The following is a 17733-nucleotide window of genomic DNA, read 5'->3' as shown; positions in this document are numbered from 1 at the left end:
TTATCTTCCTAGCGAGATATACGAACCGACCTGCTGGCGCGACCCCTTGATGACCCCACTGATCGAATTGGAAGAGATCACCAAGAACTACGGTTCTTATCGGGCGCTCGACCGGGTGTCGCTCCAGATCGAGCCTGGCATCACAAGCCTGTTGGGGCCCAACGGTGCGGGCAAAAGCACGCTCATTAAAGTCTTGCTGGGCTTGTTGCGGGCCACGAGCGGCCGCGGCCGGTTGTTGGAATACCAACTCGGCCGTCACAACCGCCAGATTCGCGAGCGCGTCGGCTACATGCCCGAGGACGATTGCTACCTTTCGGGCCTTTCAGGCGTGGAATCAGTGCAGTTCGCTGCGCAGCTTTCTCGTTTGCCAGGGTTGGAATCGCTCCGCCGTGCTCATGAGATTCTCGACTTTTGCGGCATGGGCCAGGAACGGTATCGCACGGTGGAAACCTATTCAACCGGCATGCGTCAAAAACTGCGTTTCGCGCAAGCGTTAGTGCATGATCCGCCACTGTTGATTCTCGACGAACCCACGTCGGGGCTTGATCCGGCCGAACGGGAAACCATGCTGAGCCGCATTAAGATATTGGCTCGCAATCACGGCAAGGCAATCCTGTTATGCACGCACATTTTGCCCGACGTACAAGCCGTGAGCGATGCCGTCATTATTCTGGCGAAATCACGTGTGCGAATCTCCGATCGCCTGGATCGTTTGAGCCAGCCAACTGCGCCTTCTCTCAAGATTCATGTGATCGATAACCCCGAAGAATTTGCACAGAAATTGGAACGCGCCGGACTCAAAGCACGTATCGGCGCCCTCGGTGCGATCACCGTCGATGGCCAGCACGCGGAACTTGCGGTCAAAATTTGGCAGGTTGCCAATCAAGCAAATATTGGCATTCGGTCGTTGGAACCGTCGCGGAACTCTCTCGAAGAAATATTCCTCTCCGCTGTACGGGAGCAACCAGATGCCAATTCATGATCTGGGCTACCGAGAGTGGCATGAGCAGCTGGCATCCCCCTGGACACGGTGGGTTGTCATCGCCAAGGCCGGGGTCGGCCGCGCATGGCAAAGCAGCTGGCTCAAGCGGATGATGCTTTTTGCTTGGTTGCCGGCAATTTTTTTTGGGGCAGTTTTCTTTCTCTGGGAACATTCACTCACAGTGAAAGAAATGCGAGGTAATCTCAGATTTATACTCCCTCAAGAGGTGTCAACATTGCCAGGTTTGACCGCAACTCTCGACATAGAGGATGAAGCCGTCGCGCGACATTCGGTGTGGTCTTGGCTCCTCTATTTGTTCCTCCGCTATTCTCAGGGAGGGCTCATGGTGTTGATGGTGGGAATCATCGCCCCACCTTTGATCTCGCAAGACGTCCGTTCACGGGCTTTTCTCCTGTATTTCTCGCGGCCGTTGGCACGGTGGCAATATGCGCTCGGCAAGCTGGCCACTGTCTGGTTTTACTTGATCATGATTTCCGCCGCACCGGCTTTAGTGCTCTACGTGCTCGGAGTACTGCTTTCGCCCAGTGCGAATGTCGTGTACGACACGTGGGATTTGCCATTACGCATCATTGCCGCGTCGGCGGTCCTAATGGTCCCAACCGCATCGCTCGCTTTGTGCATGTCATCAATGACACAAGAAAGCCGTTACGCAGGGTTTGGCTGGTTTGCCGTTTGGATCCTCGGCGCATTCACTTACGTCATGATGACCGAGATAGAAATGGATCTCATGAACTCGGCTTCACCGGCGGTGCTTGAAAAATGGTCCACGGTTTCGCTTTATCATTCGTTGGGACAAGTTCAAAGCTGGGTCTTTGATATTTCCACTTTTGACCAGGTGAAACACGCCGCCGCAATCCTCGCCACGATAACCGTTGTTTCCACCGTGATTCTTTTCCGCAGGATTTCCGCACCGTTGCGTGCTTGAAAGCTGGTCATGATTGAACTTTCCCACGTTACAAGACTTTACGGTACGGTCATCGGTGTCAACGATATGACGCTGTCGCTACCGGCGGGAGCGTACGGACTGCTGGGTCCCAACGGCTCGGGGAAGAGCACGCTTTTGAATCTGCTTACCGGTCAGCTTCGCCCCACGATTGGCCGGGTGCGGGTGTTTGGAGAATCACCACGCAATAACGCGGCCTTGTTTCGTCGTTTAGGATATTGCCCCGGCAGCGAAGGTCTATATGCGAATGTTTCTGGTTATGAGTGGGTTCGCTATCTGAGTCAACTGCAAGGGATGAGTGCATCGGCTGCTACCAAAGCGGCGCAAGATTCCTTGGTTATTGTCGGCATGAAGGACGCCATGCATCGGGCCATTTCCAGTTACTCCCGCGGAATGCGGCAACGCGTGAAGTTGGCCCAAGCCATCGCCCACGATCCCGACTTTTTGATCCTTGATGAGCCGTTTAACGGCCTCGATCCGATAGGCCGACACGAAATGGGCTCGCTGCTCAAGCAATGGATTGGCCAAGGCAAGAGCTTATTGCTCGCCAGTCATTTGCTTTACGAAGTGGAATCGATCACCGACAGCTTCCTTTTGATCAGCGGCGGACGGCTGCTGGCTTCGGGAACAGCTGCTGAGGTTCATGCCTTGCTCGTGGACGTGCCAAATGAGGTCACCATTCGCACAAACGATCCTCGCCGTTTGGCGAGCCTGCTCTTGGAACACGAGATCACTGATTCCCTACGAATCGATCAAAATCAATTGATTGTTTCCACGCGACATCCCTTCAAACTCTATGAACAACTCCCGGGCTGGCTTGCGGAAAAACGAATTAGCGTCGAAGAAATGCATTCGACTGACGAATCACTGCAAGCCTTGTTCAATTCGCTGTTAAAGATTCATCGCGGAGAATTGGCATGAACCTTAGCAGCATAGCCGCCGTGTTTTTTTTTGAATGGCGTCGTGCCTTCACACTCGCCCGCATGGCTTGGTGGTTGGTATTGGCTCTCTTCCCAGTAGCGATCGTCAGTATGATCCGATTCTCCCTGCGCGGAGAATCGATGCCAAGAGGGCTTTGGATGGCTATACTTTTCACGCTCGTGCCAATGCTCGTGAGCATGTTGGCCACATTCCTGTGGGCCACGCCCGTCGTGTCCGCGGAGCTTGAACGCAAAAGTTGGATTTATTTGGCGGTTCGGCCGCAAGGTAAAACCAACGTGCTCCTGGGTAAGTATTTGGTTGCCCTTACCTGGGCATTAAGTGCAGCGATTGTGGGACTCTGCGCTGCCACGGCAATTATGCCGTATGACAATGGCACGGAAATCGCATGGGTCATAGTACGGATTACGTTGCTTTCCTGCCCGGCTTATGCAGCGTTGTACTTGCTGATTGGCACATTGTTTCCCAAACGGTCGATGGTCATCGCGGTTGCGTTCACACTGGTTTTTGAATTGATCATCAGCTTGGTTCCCGCATTGATTAACACGTTCACCGTGCAATATCGCATCCGGACTCTGGCGGTTCTTTGGAGCGATATCACGATAGACGCCGACATGAACGTGCTGTTCGCCTTTATCGGCGATCCGCCCGCCTGGGAACACGCGGTCGTGCTTGTCGCCTACACGCTCGTTCTGCTAGCCATTGCTGTGGGGGTAGTACGTGGCCGAGAATTTTCCGCCACCGATGAGAGCGAAGGGGGCTGATCGTCAGCCTGCCAACTCCCTTAACACCCCAAGTCCGCGTTCGAGCGTGTCCCAACTCGCCGCGTAAGAAATGCGGAAATGGGTGTCGTGTTGGCTGAAGATATTGCCAGGGATAATCAGCAATTCCTTTTCAATCGCGCGGGCGACGAATTCCGTGCCTGTGCCAAGACCTGCCGGCACTTTGGGAAACACGTAAAATGCTCCACCCGTGGGAGCCACTTCGTAACCCGCCTCGCGCAGGCCGTTCACGATGAAATCACGCCGCTTGCGGTACTCATCAACTTGCGCGGTCATATCGGTGTCAAGCGCCGCGATGCCGCCCCATTGCAGCGGATGCGGCGCACAAACAAACGTGTATTGCTGCATCATGGTGAGCTTGTCGATGATCGCCGCGGGGCCGTGAATCCAGCCCATGCGCCAACCAGTCACGGCATACGTCTTGCTAAAGCCGTCGACCACCAGCGTTTGATCGTTCCACTCGGCGGGACTTGCCGGCACGCCGTCGTAGCTAAACGTGCGATAGATTTCGTCGCTCAGGATCGCAATATTTCGCGCGGCGGCCAGCTCCGCCAAGGCTTTGACACTCTCGCGACTCGCAACCACGCCCGTGGGGTTGGCCGGGCTGTTGAGCAAAATCAGCTTCGTTCGCGATGTGATCGCTGCTTTGACTTTCTCGACATCGATGGAAAAATCCGGAGCCGTATCGATCATGACGCACTTGCCACCCACCATCTTCACCAGCGCAGGATACATGACGAAGTACGGATCCATGAAAATCACTTCGTCGCCGGGATTCAGCAGCGCGAGCATCGTCATCACTAGCGAACCACTCGTCCCGGAGGTGATCAACACCCGGCGATCGGCATGGCCATATTCTGCATCGACGCGGCGTTGCAACTCTTCGCGGAGCTGGGGAATCCCTTGCGTCACGCTGTAGCCGTTTTTGTCGTTGCGAATCGCTTCGATGGCCGCTTCTTTGATTGCGTCGGGCACGGGAAAATCCGGCTGTCCAATCGACAAATTGATCGGGTTCTTCATCTTTGCCGCGAGGTCAAACACCTTGCGAATGCCGGAGCTATCGAATTCACGGGTACGTTCTGCTAACCAGGGATGAGACATAAGAAGGAGGCTAGGGGCTGGAGGCTGGGGGTTAGAAATTCAAATCACACTATAACCGATACGCTTGCGGATTCGCGAGGCACCTAGGCCAAGGGTTCAGCTTGCGGTTGATTGGCTCCCGCGGCTCGCCACTGCACCAGAGCCACCATCGAGAGAACGCCCATGATCGCGCCGACTTGCAAGGTGGTGAGCCGTTCGCTGTCGTATTGTCCCCAGGCCAACGCCACGATGGGAATCACGTAGGTCACCATGCCCGCGAACAACGGCCCTTGGTCTTTCACCATCCGCAGAAACATCAACGTTGCTAGTCCTGTACTCAGCACGGCCAGCAGAAGCATGGAAATCATGGCTAGCCCCCAATCATGGGGCTCATGCGGTCCCGCCAAGCCGGTACGTTCTAACAAACCAGGGAACAACTGGAGAGGCAACAGTAAGAGCCCAGCGATCCCTAAGAACAAAACTGTCATCACGACGGAATCAAGATGCGACAGTTTCCATTTGATGTAGGTGTTCCCTGTTGCGTACGCCATCGGCACGGTGACGGAGAGAGATAAGACTCCCGGCGCGATTCCCCGCTGCGAACCGTCGAGTACGACTCCCGACAAACAGATCAAGCCACCAAGCACGCCGATCACTTGCCGCGTGGTGGGCCAAATGCCCAGCATCGGAATCGAAACAATGATCGTCACCAACGGCAACAACGAAACCATCATGCCGAAGTAGCCATGTTCATCAGCCTGTGACATCACAAAGGGCAGCACCGTGAACGGCCATGCGTTGGCCACCGCGGCCACAAACAGGATGTGTTTCCAATCCCCTTTAGCGAGATGGCTCGGCGGTCGTGTCCAGGCCCAATACAAGGCAAGCGTCAACGAACCGCCCAAGAGCCTGCCCGTCGAAATCGCGAGTGGCCCTAGGGCGTTGGCAGCCCGATCCATGAGGATGAAACTCGAACCCCAAATCAGGCAGTTGAATAAAAAATAGAAGTACGGCATGGGGAGAGTCTAATGGACAATTCCAGCAACAACTATCCTGCTTGCCATTTTTTGAAAACGACAGCAGTCGGTTGTTGTCCGCAACGTTACCTCCCCAGCCATACTCGCAATCAAGGACTTGGCGTTGTCGCAGAAGTCTCCTCCGGCTTGGCCACGCGGACCAGCAACCATTGCTGTGTTGTGCCATCAGCAAAATGTGCCAAGGCGGGGGCCTCGTTCATGGTCAGGTTGGCCAGCCCGGTCTCCATAATCGGCGTGTTCTTCCCGGAGATGGTCCAAGCCGCACGCTGGCTTTCTTTATCCACCATGCCTTCTAGCGACTCCGTCTGACCCGTGGTCTTATTTTGATAAGTCCCTGCGATGATCCCTTCTTTGCTGACCGCCAATTGCAAAAACATGTTGGGCACGGCCTGACTGTTTTCGTCTGTAGCGGCAAACACTCCTAACGACAGCCATTCCGTGTCGGCCGGTGGTTCCTCGGGCGCGCTCTCGGCTAGAGCCTCTGCTTCCGCGCAATACTCGGGCGAGGAATAGGTCGCTTCGTCGGCGTACATGGTTCCGGTATCCGACGAGTATCCACTGGTCCCGCCACTACCATAGTCGTAGTAATAGCCAGACCCCCAATTCCACGGCATGAATGCCGAGGCGGTCGCAAAAGTCGCCCATGACCAGAAAACCGGGTTCTGCCGGAAGTTAACATAGGCGTTTGGATGATCACGCCAGAAGTCTTCAAAGAGATGATTGTCATCGAACCGATCGCCCAGTTCATCGCGAATACTATCCGCGCGATCGCCCCGCTGTTGTTGCCGGTCGGTGCGTCGGTCGCCACGGCCCTCGGCAAGATTGGACCGATAGTCACCTCGATTCTCAACACGTGCCGCTTGGCGATCGCCACGGTCACCAGCACGGTCTTGTTGACGAGCCCCTGCGGCGCGATCGCCGAGCTGAGTCGCTCGATCTCCTACGCCGCCTGCCACATCGCGAGTTCCAATCTGGCCAGCCCGATTGTTGGCGATCGCTCCAGTCGCCACACCAGCGCCAGCCGCACCAGCAGTTCGTCCCCCGCCATGGAAGAAATCGGCCACGGCAGCGTTACCACCGGTGGGCAACGTTCCTGCCGAGGGCCGGCCTGCACTCGGCCGTGCCCCTTGTGAAGGGATATCGAGAAAACTGTTCAATTGCCCAGCGCTGGGTCGCCCGCCACCGGCGATGCCACCAGAACCTGGCCTACCAGGACCGCCCGTGCTGGGTCGAGCACCAGGACGCGCGCCGGCACCGCCACTTGGTCGACTACCGATTGCACCAGTGCTCGGTCGAGCGCCGCTAGTGGGTCGTGAAGGGCTGGGACGCGACTGGCTGGGCATCGACGGTCGACTCATGGAAGGTGCCCGACTCATCGACGAGCCATGACTCATACCTCCGCCACCACCCATTGATCGACCTCCGCCGCCACCTCCTCGACCACCACCACCTCCTCCGCCCCGCCCACCGCGGGCAAACACGTCAACTGGGTATAACAAAATTGCGACAAGAAGTACGGCCGTGAATTTACGTAGCTTGAACATCTGACGAATTCCTTATTTCATTTTTGCTGAGATAGCAGGTTATTGAACCACGGCCGAAGATTCTGTTTCCGAGTCGAGCACAGGCTCCGATGCCTTGTGGCGAGTGATCTTCACTTCGGGCAGATTCGGCAGGATCTCACCGTCGACGTCACGCCCGGTGATCTGCCAAGATACCGTGTCGTCATCTAGCAACTTCGTGATATTGATCGACGACGATTTGCGTCCATCAGGTAGTACGGCGGCTGTCTCAACCATCCAACTTTTGTCTTTATTAACCCAAGTTCCTTCAGCAAATCCGCCATCCGAGTCAAACGTCCAAGAGCGGATTTTTCCTTGGGATGCGTCCCAACCGATAATCTGCACTCCCGAGAGTCTCGGCTCGTTCGGCAAATCAATGGTGAAAGTGCGCGTTAGAAAATTCTGATTCTTAGCCCACTCGCAAGAGGTTTCCACCCGCGCTTCTTCATCCTCATCAACCCAAGTGCCAATCAACCACTCCAACGGCTTGAGCTGCTCATAATGGGAGTTGACCGTTATGGCCTCCTTCTCCGTGACGCGATCCAGTAGCCACTTATCCCCTTGTTTGACGTGAACAGCTGAATATTCCGTGGCCTCGGGGCTTGATTGAGCACCAACTACCTCCGCAGTACCCCGTTCAACGGCCACGCTCGGTGAAACAAAATCGATCGATGCCACGTTGACCGAAAGTTTCGCACCCTTCAACTCCTTTAAGACCGCTGCAAACTCCTCTTCAATGGCTTTGCGGCCACTGACTTCTACACCTGACAGAGGATTTTGGTAAACCCCATGGTCCGACCAGTGGGCCGCCAAAGCCGGTGCATCCTGCGCATTAAATGCGCTAACGTACGAGGCAACCGATTCACGGATCGCGGCTTCATCAGCTGCTTGATCCGCGCGGAGCGGTGGCAAAATCAGACAGGCTCCGCATAAGGCCCACACAAAGACAGATGTTTTCATGGTACGTCCTCCCTCGACGTGAAATAACTTAGGAACTTCGCTTGGCGTTTGATCAATCTGCGGCAAAAGCCAGCTTTGGTATTGATCGCATGCCAGCTCGAAAAGATTCTAACTGTTCATTGCCCTTAACTTATTCTTCGTGCGAACAAGTAGCAACAGAGTGTAACGCAATCAGAGAGATTTCGCCCGCGAACGATGGGTCGAAATACGCACACAATTAAAGAGAAGCAATTTGGGGCGATTAAGACAACGCAAACTGTCCAAAATAATACTGCGTAACATTGCGAGGGACCGTGAATGGTCTAACAGAATTAATCGCGAACCCACAGCAGGCATGAATAGGAAGAACAACAAGATCGAAGAGGCTCATCGTCTCGACTCGCATGGCGTTCGTGGACGACTGATTTTACCTTTGTGAAATTGCGTAAGTTGTTTCTTACCGCACCTTCACCTTGAACTGCAGAATAAATCCTGTGTTCTTGGCCACGGGGTCTTTGATCTCCCAGCGGAGAATTTCGGAACCACCGTCGTTGGGTTCGGTCGAGAAATCGGCCGCGACGCTCGCCTTCGCGCTGTCGGGCACATATTCAAGCCGTGTCGTGAGATTGTCGACTACCGTGACGTTCCCCATCTCGCGATTGCCGATGTTGTCCACCCGTAAAGTGAACTCGATGATTTCGCCTGGCTTGGCGGAACCGCAAGATGCAAGCTTCACGATCCGCAAGACCGGCTTATTGGGTTCTTCCAAGTGATAAATCACGCCCGGCGTGCGGTCGCTGACCGCGGCCACGGCATTGCGGCTATCAATCGTAATCTGCGGAGCTTGATCGCCCGTCCAAGTGATGGCGGCTAAACTTGCACGAGCGATTTTGACTTTTTCATCACCCGTGAGCGTTCCTGCCTTCACGAGTTGCAAGTTTGCATAGGGCGCGAGCGTGCCAACGTCGGAGAGCAAGCGGACTTCACGATCGAGTTCCCCCGGTTGTTGACGTTCTTTCAGCAAGCTTGCCGGATCGCGGCCTCGATTGACGTTTGGCTCAACCTTGGCGAGCGAGGTCATGATCTTTTCGTTTTCATCGATCTTCGCCAAGGCTGTGATCTGGCCATAGCCATTCGCGGCATCGTAGCGGGCGTATTCATGCAAATCGATCACGCGGCGGACCACGCCAAATCGTGGGGCATAAATACAGACTTGATTGCTTGGCGTAATAATCGTGCGACCATCGACCGTGTCATAATGAGCAACGGTGTCTTCTTCTTCTAAGCCAGTGACTTCCCAATCGGCTTTCACACCGGCGGGCGTGCCGTGATCGCCACCATCACAAAGGTATTCATCACGTGGGCCGACGATCGGGCAATTCTCGCAGCCGCATCCGCAGGCCGCACAACCGGGGGTGTTGCAACCTCCGGTTCCAATGCCCGCGGCATACTGTGCTTGCTGAATTGCCGATGGCGGCACATGCCTATCGTTGCTGTAAATGGCTGGCATCACTTCCCGGCGCGGCATCGCCGCTTGGGGAAACTCAGCTGGCGGATATGGAAGTTGTTGTGCAGATTGTTGACCTTGAGGGCCAAACTGCATTCCCGGCGGCATTCCGTGCATTTGCTGTGATTGTTGTTCCGGAACCGCTCGGCAGGAACAAAGGATCAACGTCGCCACCGCGATCACGCCGTAGCGAAACCACGTGGGGGGACGCGAATAATCTTCGTATTGAGCTTGGTATTGTGGATAAGCAGATTGCACGACGGACTGCCTCGATGTTTTATTGGTCGGTGCCGTAGGCTGGCATGTCTTCCGGATTGATAAGAATCTCGTTCGGAATCGCCGGCTGAACGGCATGATCGACATAGCCTTTGTTAGGATGATCGGCCGGTGGTTGTTGCAACACGATGGGGTCGACCGCGCCATAAGAAAATGTGGCTTCATCTCCTTCGGGAGTCCGACCACCCAATCGCAAAATTGCCATCGGACGGCCCAGTGTATCGGCCATCACCAACGGATCGTCGCCAGGGCGTGCTTCGACCCAGGGTTGTTGCTTTTCGTCGCGAGCAATCGCCGGGGCCAAATCCGGGTCTTCCAGATAAATCACCCGTGTGATAAAGCGCCCTTCGGCCGCGAGCAACAACTCGGATTGAGTCAGCTCAATGGGCACCGGAAAGCGCATGGCTTGTCCTGGCGGGGGATACAAACGGTCGATGAGTTCGACGGTTGGGAAAATTTCGAGTCCCGGATGTTCGGGAATTTCGGTCACGCGAAAACGATAGACCGGCCCAATCGTAAGACCTACTAGCAGCCGGTCAGGCTGACCTTCGAGAAAAGTGGTTCCCGCCGCCGGGGCGATTCGGGCTCCCTGAGGAGCACGAATCTCCACCGGCTGACAGGCACCCAACAACGGTGCACCTCTCAGCAGTCGCTGGCGGCCAATCGCTCCCGGAGGCATGGCACCTGCGTGGTGCCAATGCGCTGATTTTTCCGCAGCCAGCGCTTCCGCGCCGCATGCTAGACCAATCAGAACTGCTAACAGCAGTGAGCCAGCGACCTGCATGCGATTTGCATCACATGGCTGAGTAGTGCGAACCGTTGTCATAAAACTCCATTCACCAATTGCTTGTTGCTATTGGCAATCTTCGACGTATTCGGCACCTTCGATGCACTCGCCTTCATAGCAAGATCCATCGTGGCAACCGGCAGCCGCGGCAGCCGCTTTCTTCACGGCGGTGGGCACCAACGGTGGCACCGTGCCGTGGAAGAGACGCAAGCCAGCACGATTCGTTTCGGAAATATTCACGTGGTTCACAGGGCGTGGGTAGTTCATACCTGGCCGCTGCTTGACCGTGATCGTTTGTTTATGAACTGGAGGCGGCATCATCACGCGAGTGTGATTCTTCATCACGTGCTTGGTGAGGCCCGCTTCGTGACCCAAAGGAATGTGAGGAGGACCGGGTAGCCCAATCGGAGTGCCGGTGCTCGGCATGCCCCACTGAGGAGTGGTCATCCCGGACACCATGTGCGGAGGCAACGCTTGCGGAGCAAAACCTGCCGTGGGCATCCCCATCGGAGGTTGCATGCCACCACCGTACCCACCACCGTACCCACCACCGTAGCCACCACCTTGACCGGGATAGCAATTAGGATCGGCAGGAACGCCCGCGGCGTAACCACCTTCGGCTGGGTAAGCTCCTTCTTCACCCTCGGCATATTGAGCGTGTTCCACACCACCAGGGCCCATGGCCATACCACCGCCACCGAGTTGCAAATCGAGGTTACCAACTCGCAAGATCGCGAGTATCGCACCGCGACGATCGGCTTCGGCAATCGGATCGACACCCGGATCGAGACGCGTGCTGACCAAGGTTTCGACGCCCGAAAGTGCGAGTTCTTGGAACTCGGGATCTGGTAAGTAGATGACTTTGGTCACAAAGTTACCGCTGAGGACTTGGTCCAAGTCTTCGTCGGTGAATTGCACGGGAATTGGAGCGTGAGCCAAGTAGGCATCGGTCCGTGGAGTCACCGGAGCGACTTCCAACGTGGGATACAACTCGACTCCGGCACGGCTCGGCAGATTGGTAAGCTTCAAGCGATAGATCGCACCCTGCGGAAAGTTCTGTCGACCAGGCATCACCAACGGGGTGGAATCAAAAATTTGTTGCCCGCTGATGTCCCAGGAGATTTCTCCCCCTTCGACACCCAAAAAGGCAATTTGAGAAGTTGGCCCAGGACCCATTCCCATCGGAGGGCAACCAGGAGCGTAACCACTTCCCATTCCGCCACCCATGGCCATGGCGGGAGCAATCCCACCACCACCCATGCCGGCGGAAGGCATCAAAACGCCCGGTCCAGGGCCACCTACGCCGGGGCCTGGTTCCATCAGCCGCTGGGCAGGCGGCAAGTTGTAGGCCAAGTGATGCTGCGCAGAGCACTTCGCTCCGGCCACCATGGCCAACAACGCTATCGCAACTGTGAACAATCGTTTTTTCATCGCGTTTCCCCCCTCAAGTCGCACGAACATGCGTTTGGCATACGAGGTTGTGGAGTAGCCCTTGCCGTGCGGCGGGGGTCTCCGTGTTCGTTCAATTCATGGCCGAAGGTGCTAGCACCCTGCACCAGGATGCTGTTACCGTTTGCCGTGGACCCAAATGGCAGGATCTCACTAGAATCCCGCACCTTGAATCGCTGGCATCTCAGCCATGGGGAAGTGACCCCGACGAGTCGAGGTAGTCTTCCGGTGAGTAATGGTCGACATGGTACGACCGGAATCTTTGGCAAATCCGCCAAAACCGACAAAGGAAAACCATTTTGCGTGGCTTAACACGACGCAGCTTCGCGCTAGCACGAATGAATGCCTGGGGATTGCCATCCTGGGGCGTTCGTGGATGCTTGTTGCTGGCTTTGGTTTTCCTGCCAGTGCAATGCACTGCTTATGCGCAAGCCACCGTCAACGGCGATGCTTTCGTCGCTGAAGTGCTGGCCGCGATGGAACGCCGCCCCAACGTCACCGCCAAACTGCGGCATCAATCCCGACTCGGCAACGACACGTTGCTCGGCTCCGGTCATTACTGGCAGCTCGGTGCGGGACCTCAGCGGGTAACTCGCTGGGAAATGCAAACACAAGTCGCCGGCAAGAATGCTAGCTATCTGCAAGTCTTCGACGGACGCTATTTGTGGTCAGATCGACATGTACCCAGTGGGCGCGAAATCCATCGTCTCGACGTGGGAAATCTCAAAGCCCGTTTACGAAGCAATCCCAAAACCGCGCACGATACGAGCGAATGGGAAGAACTTCTGCGCGCCGCCGAATTCCGCGGTGGACTCTCCCAGATGCTGGCCGACCTCTTGCGCCGTTATCGCTTTGCTCCGCCACGCGCCACTCAGCTGAATGGCTTTGCCGTCGAGGCCCTCATCGGCCAATGGCGACCAGAACAATTCGCCGAGCTTTGCACGATCATCGACGAAGAGCATCCGTGGCCGGAGCAACTGCCTCATCACGTACTGCTGCTAGTGGGTGAAAGCAATCTATTTCCCTATGTGATCGAATTTCGTCGCGCAACCGACGCGCCCCTGGCCGACAACCTCACGGGCCTCAAGCCGACGCACGATCCGCTCACGCGCTACGAGATTTTCGAAGTTCAGTTCGCCGCCGCGGTCGACAACACGATCTTCCAATTCAAACCGGGCGACGTTGATTGGAGTGACGAGACTTCGCTGGTGTTCGATCAGGTGATAAGACAAAAAGGCGAAGGTCAAACAGCCGTCGCCGATCGAAGAAAATAATACCGCTCACCAGCAAGGCCACACTCGTTGGTTCAGGTACGGCAAGCGAATTAGCGATGAGCGGCGAGGAACTTGTGGCTTCGCGCTGCCAAAACAGAAAGTCGCGGCCATCGGTGTCTCCATCTTTGTCGGCATCACCCAGCAGATCGACGCCATAGCTTGCTTGCCAAGTGGTCAAATCAGTCGCGTCGACTAAGCCGTCATAGTTGAAGTCCGCTGGCGAGAAGTTCTCAAGGACCTGATACCCCAAATCGCGTAGAAGTGCGGCATCGACTTCCGTGAGATATTTTCGCACGCCGCTTGTTGAGTTGGGATCGAGCAATACTTCGGAAATTATATCTTGTGAATTCCACACTAACGACTGGACATCATTATCGAAGTGCCCACCATCGCCCGGCACGGGACCACCATATACGGAGACAACATTCTCTCCAATAAAGTTGCCGTTGCTGTCCACTCCCACGTATGTTGGCATATTGCCTGATGTCATGCCAAGGGCGTGAATCATTTCATGAAGCGCCGTACCATAAAGGTCCGTACGACCATTGGCTGAAGTATCGAGTGTGGATAGTTGAAACCCCTTCCAACTGTCCGACGTCGTGTTCCAATCCCAATTATCGGTTGTGATATCGGTTGTTGGACTCTTGTTTGAATCTTGCACTCCGTAATTGTCAGAAGGATCAACTCCCGGATTAAGCCCATAAAACCAATTATTTGTCACGTCGAAATAGATTTGTCCGCCCCAGGTATTGAATTCAGCCTGTGATAGGCCTGCTGCATTCCTACGGTCGTTTCCATCATAGCTTGCCTTAGCGTGAGCTGTCGTTCCATTATCAAAGGCAAGTGCTCCCACATAAATCACATACTCGTTAGCCGCTACGGAAGTCCGATTGACCGTACTCATGCTATAGGAATAGCCCGCTCCATCACTTTCAGGAGTACCTGAGACAATGTTGCCACCAAGATCCGTGATCGAGCTTACGGAAATGTCCGTAAATTCCAAATCCCCCTCAAAAGTTGGTAGCGAATTCCAATCGTCGTTCGTGATAATACCTGAGAGAAAGCTTGCCGCTGATTCAAGAATGGCTCGCCGTGATATGCCCGCCGATGAGTTGCCGAACCAGTTCAGATTGTTATCGTCGAGCGTAAAATCAAGCGTGATATTGATGGCATGTATCTTCGGAGCGACCATTAACAGCAAACAAACGACCAAGATTGGCGTCCAGGGAAATCTAATACGGATAATTTGTTTTGAGCGAAGCATTGCGGGCAAGTCTTTAGCGGCGTGAATCTTAATAGTAGAGAAATCATCCATGTGATTTTTGTAGCAATAGGCCACCAACGCCAACGAAAACAAATAAAAAGCCGCCGATCTTCATCCACCATGTTAAATTCTTTTTGCTCTCTTTTGCTTCCTCTACTGACTGTCGCGCTGCCGAATAACGTTCGCGAGCAGCTTGTAATTCTCGGGCTTGGTCGGCACTTGTCGGAGCGTTGCCTTGCTGATTCTGACGTGCTCGGTTTGCAGCAGCCTCTTCAACGGCGCGAGAGGCGGCATAGTATTCTTTGGCTTGTTGTTCAGTCACTGATTCGGTGGGATTTGACAACCATGGCAAAACGACACCTAAGCCAACAAGAATAATCCCAAGAAGAGTAGCACCGATTAATAAGAATGATTTCCAGGTCGAATTCTCGTGCATAGTATTCCTTTTTTAATTGCCTAAAGGTTACTTGTATCCACGGCTCGACCGTCGCGAATATAGACCAAATATGCCATCACAAAGTCGTCGACGTCTTCGTTCAAGAAGGTAACATGACCATCAACAAAAGAAGCATTCACCCCCCCCGAATGCAATGACCTAGGAGCCGAGGAAATGAACCCGCCGATTTCACAAGGAACTCCTTCGGCTAAGGCTCCAACGTCGTCGGGGCAAAGATATCCGACGTCAGGATTGATGCTATTGGGATCCCTAGCTAATCCGGCCCATTCAGGAAGTGGGTCAAACTCAAGGCCATCGCTCGCACTGATTTCGCCGACACTATGCATGTCATACGAAACCAGGGAAGTCCCTGCCCAAGGAAGAGCCCAAGCACCGCGTTGATCATCCTCATGCTCACGCGTTCGTACTTCAGTGACGAGAATCGTCGCCGACGTACCATCACTCAAGTGTTTTAATTCATTTCCATACAAGCTCATTGCGCCGGGCCAACGGAAATAGTCCGTGTGATGCACACTGTTGTAGGCGGCATAATTGCCTTTTGCAAAACGGGAACGTTCCCCCGTGTCCGGAGCATTAGTGTTCCAGTGTTTGTAGCTCCTGCCTTGTGCTTGATCGCTCGGACAAAGTAGCGATGGAATTTGTGATTCTTGTGGCTGAGGATTGCCCCTCGTTGCGGCGATATTGACGTTCTCTATATCAAACTGGTCAAAAATTGCTTGTTGTTCCATATAGGGCAACACGAGCACGATCCAGCTGTGATTCCGGCCAGCTCGTAAATTGACTTTTGCGTTCTCTGCACTAGGTTTGGAGAGAAACAACCCAGCTGGGGGTAGTGTTTGGGTCGCGGATTCATAATTTTGGACGGCGAGTGCTAATTGTTTGCAATTGTTGATACACTGCATACGCCGAGCTGCCTCCCGTGCGGCTTGGATCGCTGGCAACAAGAGTGCCACGAGCACGCCGATAATGGCTATCACCACAAGCAATTCCACGAGCGTAAATGCTGTGGCGCGGGTTCTCATATTATGAGAATTCTTCATTTTTTAGCTTCCTGCAAAGAGACTGCTATGCGCGGACTGGCTTTCTACGATACCAATACAAACAACTTGCGCCGAAGATTAACAGAACACAAGTCGCCGGTTCGGGGATCGAAGTGACATGCGACAATGGAGGCTGGCCATACTGAGTTTGCCATTCCGCCAAGTCCAGGCTGTTGACAGTGCCATCACCGTTCGCATCACCAAGACTGTTGTTGGTTTGCCCAATTGCTCCAAAGTTTCGCTGCCAAGTCAAAAAGTCACGGCCATCAACGTCTCCGTCCCCATCAAAATCAGCGTCTGGTTCCAAGAGTCCGCCAACAATCTGGAGAGTCACGGGGGAGATACCATTCCAGTTAGTAACATTCCAAGTACTAGGATCAGCCTCGTACGCAAGTCCAGTAATGCCATTAATAACCTTGGAGGCACTCGAGAGTATCTGGGTGTTCTCGAGAATCAGTTGTGCGTCCGGAGAATTGATCGTCACCGTCGACGATTCGGTGAGCCACGCATGAGTCGTCACTTGAGTACCGGTGACATTATTCAATGTCGCGACTGCGAAGTCATCGAGGATCAGCTTCACTCCTTCTTGAACTTGTTCAGCTTCCAATGAAGACGTACCCAACAGCGTCAGGCCTGCGGTCGCCGTGTCTTGATCGTTAGTGAACGCATCTTCAAGATCCACGGCAATCGTAAAAATGGAATCCGTGGCCACTACATCAAATTCGCGAATTCCGAACCGAGAATTTGTAAAAAATGTAGCGCCGTTAATGAAGGCTCCTGCCTCAGGAGTCAGTTGAGCTCGCGCGATGATATTGGAGGAAGCACCACTGCTTACATCGGTCGCTCGAAACGTAGTCCCATTGATTGTCAAATCACTGCTCAGAAATTCAATATCATCGAAGAAGGTTTCTATTGCTCCACCCGAAAAAACGGACTCGCCACGCAGGAAGATATCGTCCTGAACGGTGACCATCGCATCGGTCATAGAAAAACTTGCGCCCGAACTGATTTCAAATTGAGCGTCAAAATTGTCATTGTAGATGTTTAGCGTCGAGCCACTGCGTATTTCCAGCCTTCCACCAGCTGCAATGTCAACGCCGTGTTCGCTTTCGACTCCCCCGTTGGCATCAACGGTATCTCCGTCAATGATCAATTGCAGAGCGATTCCTGCTCCGGGTTCAATTGAACCCGCTACTGGCGAAGTACCACCGCCACCCGGCAAGGAATTCCAATTTGATTCTGTAAAGAAATCACCTCCGGACGAACCTGTGTAGTAGAAGGTCTGTGAGTGCGAATGATTTACTTGCCACAGACTAAAAATCAATAACGTCATCAAGCCCCATGGCTTAAAGCAATTCATAATGACCTCTCCCTAAAGGACACCGCGGCATATA

Annotated in this window: 16 protein-coding genes; 5 read left to right on the top strand and 11 right to left on the bottom strand. The window is 54.3% G+C overall.

Going from position 1 to position 17733, the window contains the following annotated elements; all coding sequences use genetic code 11:
* Positions 1–49: 49 nt before the first annotated feature.
* The 4 genes from AC6T8Q_RS06600 (at position 50) to AC6T8Q_RS06585 (ending at position 3649) form a co-directional block, all read left to right on the top strand.
* Positions 50–982: an ABC transporter ATP-binding protein gene (locus tag AC6T8Q_RS06600; protein ID WP_500678317.1), complete on the top strand. Its 933-nt coding sequence runs from the start codon at positions 50–52 to the stop codon at positions 980–982.
* Positions 969–1928, top strand: a complete 960-nt coding sequence (locus AC6T8Q_RS06595) for an ABC transporter permease subunit (RefSeq protein WP_500678316.1) — start codon at positions 969–971, stop codon at positions 1926–1928. The genes AC6T8Q_RS06600 and AC6T8Q_RS06595 overlap by 14 nt, the downstream gene beginning before the upstream one ends.
* A gap of 9 nt (positions 1929–1937) precedes the next feature.
* A complete protein-coding gene (locus AC6T8Q_RS06590; protein ID WP_500678315.1) occupies positions 1938–2867 on the top strand; it encodes an ABC transporter ATP-binding protein in 930 nt (309 codons plus the stop codon).
* Positions 2868–3025: 158 nt separating this feature from the next.
* A complete protein-coding gene (locus AC6T8Q_RS06585) occupies positions 3026–3649 on the top strand; it encodes a hypothetical protein (RefSeq protein WP_500678314.1) in 624 nt (207 codons plus the stop codon).
* A gap of 3 nt (positions 3650–3652) precedes the next feature.
* Here AC6T8Q_RS06585 and AC6T8Q_RS06580 read toward each other — a convergent pair whose 3' ends face one another.
* The 7 genes from AC6T8Q_RS06580 to AC6T8Q_RS06550 form a co-directional block, all read right to left on the bottom strand.
* A complete protein-coding gene (locus AC6T8Q_RS06580; protein ID WP_500678313.1) occupies positions 3653–4768 on the bottom strand; it encodes a pyridoxal phosphate-dependent aminotransferase in 1116 nt (371 codons plus the stop codon).
* A gap of 83 nt (positions 4769–4851) precedes the next feature.
* The gene (locus tag AC6T8Q_RS06575; RefSeq protein WP_500678312.1) at positions 4852–5763 is read right to left on the bottom strand and encodes a DMT family transporter; all 912 of its coding nucleotides are present in this window, start codon (positions 5761–5763) and stop codon (positions 4852–4854) included.
* A gap of 110 nt (positions 5764–5873) precedes the next feature.
* On the bottom strand, positions 5874–7328 hold the full coding sequence (locus tag AC6T8Q_RS06570; RefSeq protein ID WP_500678311.1) for a hypothetical protein: 1455 nt from the start codon (positions 7326–7328) through the stop codon (positions 5874–5876).
* A 39-nt stretch (positions 7329–7367) separates the two neighbouring features.
* Positions 7368–8306, bottom strand: a complete 939-nt coding sequence (locus AC6T8Q_RS06565) for a YybH family protein (protein WP_500678310.1) — start codon at positions 8304–8306, stop codon at positions 7368–7370.
* 436 nt (positions 8307–8742) lie between these two features.
* The gene (locus AC6T8Q_RS06560; protein ID WP_500678309.1) at positions 8743–10050 is read right to left on the bottom strand and encodes a hypothetical protein; all 1308 of its coding nucleotides are present in this window, start codon (positions 10048–10050) and stop codon (positions 8743–8745) included.
* Positions 10051–10069: 19 nt separating this feature from the next.
* Positions 10070–10894, bottom strand: coding sequence for a hypothetical protein (locus AC6T8Q_RS06555; RefSeq protein WP_500678308.1), 825 nt, complete (start codon positions 10892–10894; stop codon positions 10070–10072).
* Positions 10895–10921: 27 nt separating this feature from the next.
* Positions 10922–12286, bottom strand: a complete 1365-nt coding sequence (locus tag AC6T8Q_RS06550) for a hypothetical protein (RefSeq protein ID WP_500678307.1) — start codon at positions 12284–12286, stop codon at positions 10922–10924.
* A gap of 317 nt (positions 12287–12603) precedes the next feature.
* On the opposite strand from AC6T8Q_RS06550, the gene AC6T8Q_RS06545 reads away from it, so the two are divergent.
* Positions 12604–13578 (top strand): hypothetical protein, encoded by a 975-nt coding sequence (locus tag AC6T8Q_RS06545; protein ID WP_500678306.1) that lies wholly within the window; start codon positions 12604–12606, stop codon positions 13576–13578.
* Here AC6T8Q_RS06545 and AC6T8Q_RS06540 read toward each other — a convergent pair.
* From AC6T8Q_RS06540 to AC6T8Q_RS06525, 4 genes are all read right to left on the bottom strand, one after another.
* Entirely contained in the window at positions 13472–14791 is a 1320-nt protein-coding gene (locus AC6T8Q_RS06540) for a hypothetical protein (RefSeq protein ID WP_500678305.1), read from the bottom strand. The genes AC6T8Q_RS06545 and AC6T8Q_RS06540 overlap by 107 nt on opposite strands.
* 94 nt (positions 14792–14885) lie before the next feature.
* A complete protein-coding gene (locus tag AC6T8Q_RS06535; RefSeq protein ID WP_500678304.1) occupies positions 14886–15278 on the bottom strand; it encodes a hypothetical protein in 393 nt (130 codons plus the stop codon).
* Positions 15279–15298: 20 nt separating this feature from the next.
* Positions 15299–16339: a DUF1559 domain-containing protein gene (locus AC6T8Q_RS06530; RefSeq protein ID WP_500678303.1), complete on the bottom strand. Its 1041-nt coding sequence runs from the start codon at positions 16337–16339 to the stop codon at positions 15299–15301.
* 25 nt (positions 16340–16364) lie between these two features.
* Entirely contained in the window at positions 16365–17699 is a 1335-nt protein-coding gene (locus AC6T8Q_RS06525; RefSeq protein ID WP_500678302.1) for a dockerin type I domain-containing protein, read from the bottom strand.
* Positions 17700–17733 lie beyond the last annotated feature (34 nt).

Source organism: Bythopirellula sp., from assembly GCF_041737835.1.
Taxonomy (GTDB): domain Bacteria; phylum Planctomycetota; class Planctomycetia; order Pirellulales; family Lacipirellulaceae; genus Bythopirellula.
This window is presented reverse-complemented; position numbering and strand designations above follow the sequence as displayed.

What these genes read in the sequence shown, in the direction of transcription:
- AC6T8Q_RS06600 (WP_500678317.1), top strand. Translation starts at nt 50, where the DNA reads ATGACCCCACTGATCGAATTGGAAGAGATCACCAAGAACTACGGTTCT.
- AC6T8Q_RS06595 (WP_500678316.1), top strand. Translation starts at nt 969, where the DNA reads ATGCCAATTCATGATCTGGGCTACCGAGAGTGGCATGAGCAGCTGGCA.
- AC6T8Q_RS06590 (WP_500678315.1), top strand. Translation starts at nt 1,938, where the DNA reads ATGATTGAACTTTCCCACGTTACAAGACTTTACGGTACGGTCATCGGT.
- AC6T8Q_RS06585 (WP_500678314.1), top strand. Translation starts at nt 3,026, where the DNA reads ATGGCTATACTTTTCACGCTCGTGCCAATGCTCGTGAGCATGTTGGCC.
- AC6T8Q_RS06580 (WP_500678313.1), bottom strand. Translation starts at nt 4,768, where the DNA reads ATGTCTCATCCCTGGTTAGCAGAACGTACCCGTGAATTCGATAGCTCC.
- AC6T8Q_RS06575 (WP_500678312.1), bottom strand. Translation starts at nt 5,763, where the DNA reads ATGCCGTACTTCTATTTTTTATTCAACTGCCTGATTTGGGGTTCGAGT.
- AC6T8Q_RS06570 (WP_500678311.1), bottom strand. Translation starts at nt 7,328, where the DNA reads ATGTTCAAGCTACGTAAATTCACGGCCGTACTTCTTGTCGCAATTTTG.
- AC6T8Q_RS06565 (WP_500678310.1), bottom strand. Translation starts at nt 8,306, where the DNA reads ATGAAAACATCTGTCTTTGTGTGGGCCTTATGCGGAGCCTGTCTGATT.
- AC6T8Q_RS06555 (WP_500678308.1), bottom strand. Translation starts at nt 10,894, where the DNA reads ATGACAACGGTTCGCACTACTCAGCCATGTGATGCAAATCGCATGCAG.
- AC6T8Q_RS06550 (WP_500678307.1), bottom strand. Translation starts at nt 12,286, where the DNA reads ATGAAAAAACGATTGTTCACAGTTGCGATAGCGTTGTTGGCCATGGTG.
- AC6T8Q_RS06535 (WP_500678304.1), bottom strand. Translation starts at nt 15,278, where the DNA reads ATGCACGAGAATTCGACCTGGAAATCATTCTTATTAATCGGTGCTACT.
- AC6T8Q_RS06530 (WP_500678303.1), bottom strand. Translation starts at nt 16,339, where the DNA reads ATGAAGAATTCTCATAATATGAGAACCCGCGCCACAGCATTTACGCTC.
- AC6T8Q_RS06525 (WP_500678302.1), bottom strand. Translation starts at nt 17,699, where the DNA reads ATGAATTGCTTTAAGCCATGGGGCTTGATGACGTTATTGATTTTTAGT.